Here is a 2,267-nt window from a genome sequence, read left to right on the forward strand (position 1 = left end):
CGCCGCTTCGGCTGGACCCATTACGGCATCTTCATACCCGGGCTGCCGGAACCGTTCCGTTACTGCAACATCATGACCCTGCTCGGCGCCACCGGTGCCGTCATGATAGACAACGACCACCTGCAGCAGGACCCGCCGTCGGACACCGCAACCTTTCTCTGCTCCACGGCGCTGGGCGATGACCATCACTACCGCTCGTACTCGATCGCGCGCGAATGCCGCCGCGACGAGGGCGACCTGCTGGTGTCCTTCGGCGAGCACCTGCGCATCCACGGCGATTACCCGACCTACCGGGTCGAGGCGGCCTGGGGCGGTTTCCGCCTGGACATCACGGTGCGCTGCACCGACACCGTGTCCTGGTTCGTGCGCAACGTCGCCTACGATCACTTCAGCCTGTTCGCGACCTGCAGCGGAACCATCACGCAGTCCGGCACCGGGGAAGGCGCGCAGGATACCCGCACGCTGCGCCTCGACGACCAGATGTGCACTTTCGAGTACGCCCGCAGCGTGAGCCCCTACGCGCTCAGCCGTCGGGTGATTCCCGATGCCTGGAAGCTGCCGGCGGACTTCTTCACCTACCAGATCATCAATCTCGACGCCTCGACGCAGCTGCTGCTCACCGATGTCCGCGCGCTCGGCCGCACCGCCTTCAAGGGCATGCATGTGCGCGGCCGTGACGGACGCGCCGGTATTCATGTCGAGGATGTCGTGTTCGAGGTGCTGGAATACGAGCCCGAGCCGGCGGTCGCACCCGATGGCGGCCGCATGCGCCTGCCGCGCCGTTTCCGCTGGCGCGTGCGCGAGGCCGGCGTCACCGTGCTCGACATCGAGTGCTGGCCGGCCAGTCCGTGGCGCTTCGGTCTCGGCCGCGGCTACGCCGGCTCATACCGCTTCAGCGGCGAGTACCAGGGCCGGCCGGTGAGCGGCGACGGCTACATCGAGTACATCGACTGCGAGTCGCGCTGAGGAGGGCGGGTGCGGCCCGTTCCGGGCCTGCTCGCCGGCGTCGCCGCGCCCGGGTACCGGCTCGGGCTCAGGCCACCGCGCGGATGGCGTCGAGCACGCGGTGCACATCGCGCTCGTCCATGTAGCGCGGCAGCGGGTACATGCCGTGCGCCTCGGTCAGCGCATCCTCGGTGATGCGGTCGTAGTCGGCGCGCTGCACCTGGGCACCGGAGCGCTTCAGCGGCAGGTTCGCCAGCAGCGTGTCGACGCGCCGGCACAGCGTCTCGGCGGCCTCGGCATCGCGGCTGCCGGCAGGCGCCAGGCCGATGTCGCGCGCCAGCAGGGCCAGCCGCTTCTCGCAGGATGGCTTGTTGAAAGCCAGCACATGCGGCAGCACCAGCGCGTTGGCGCGCCCGTGCGGCACGCCGTAGCGGGCGCCGAGCTGGTGCGCGATGGCATGCACATAGCCGATGGCGGTGGTGCTCAGGCACAGGCCGGCGTAGTGCGAGCCCAGCGCCATGGCATCGCGCGCCTTCAGGTTGCCGGGTTCGCGGCAGGCGGTCTCCAGGTTCTCCAGGATGAGGCGGACGGCGGCGCGGTTGTAGCCGTCGGTCTGGGCGTTGGCGAAGGTGCTCATCCAGCCCTCGAGGGCGTGGGTGAGGGCATCGATGCCGGTCTCGGCGGTCACCGAGGCCGGCATGCCGCGCGTGATCAGCGGGTCCAGCGCGGCGGCCAGCGGCACCAGCGCTGGGTCGACCACCAGCGATTTGACGTGGCTGACGCTGTCGGAAATGACCGCGGCGACGCTGGCCTCCGAGCCGGTGCCCGAGGTCGACGGCACCACGAACAGGGGCAGCGCCGGCTGCCGACCCTTGAGCACGCCGACCAGCGCCTGCGGCGACTTGCCGGTGGATGCCGCGAGCGCGATGACCTTGCCGGCATCGATGGCGGAGCCGCCGCCGATCACCAGCAGGGCATCGGCGCGGGCGCGGCGGCAGGCGGCCAGGCCATCCTCCACCACTTCGAAGGTCGGGTCCGGGCGCACGCCGGTGTACAGGCTCACCACCACGTCGCGGGCCTCGAGGGCGGCGACCAGCGGATCCAGGGTGCCGAGCCCTGCCAGCACCTCGTCGGAGATGACCAGCACGCGCCGGAAGCCCTGGTCGGCAATGCTGTCGCAGAGCCGGATGGCGGCGTGCTCGCCGAACAGGACCATGGGCCGGGGCAGGGTGAGGACCTTGCCCAAGGCCTTGATGACGGCGAGCTGGGGCAGGGACTTGAGGCGGTTGGCGAGCGCGGACATAGCTGTCTCCGTGGGTCTT

At 70.3% G+C, this 2,267-nt stretch carries 2 protein-coding genes; one reads left to right on the forward strand and one right to left on the reverse strand.

Annotated elements, in window-relative coordinates; genetic code table 11:
- A partial coding sequence (locus C5O18_RS10500; protein ID WP_105193180.1) for a DUF6670 family protein occupies positions 1–966 on the forward strand: 966 nt, incomplete at its 5' end.
- A gap of 67 nt (positions 967–1,033) precedes the next feature.
- On the opposite strand, the gene C5O18_RS08700 is transcribed toward C5O18_RS10500, so the two are convergent.
- A partial coding sequence (locus C5O18_RS08700; RefSeq protein WP_206389819.1) for an iron-containing alcohol dehydrogenase occupies positions 1,034–2,267 on the reverse strand: 1,234 nt, incomplete at its 5' end.

Origin of the sequence: Amnimonas aquatica (assembly GCF_002943415.1) — a bacterium.
Classification (GTDB): domain Bacteria; phylum Pseudomonadota; class Gammaproteobacteria; order Pseudomonadales; family Moraxellaceae; genus Perlucidibaca; species Perlucidibaca aquatica_A.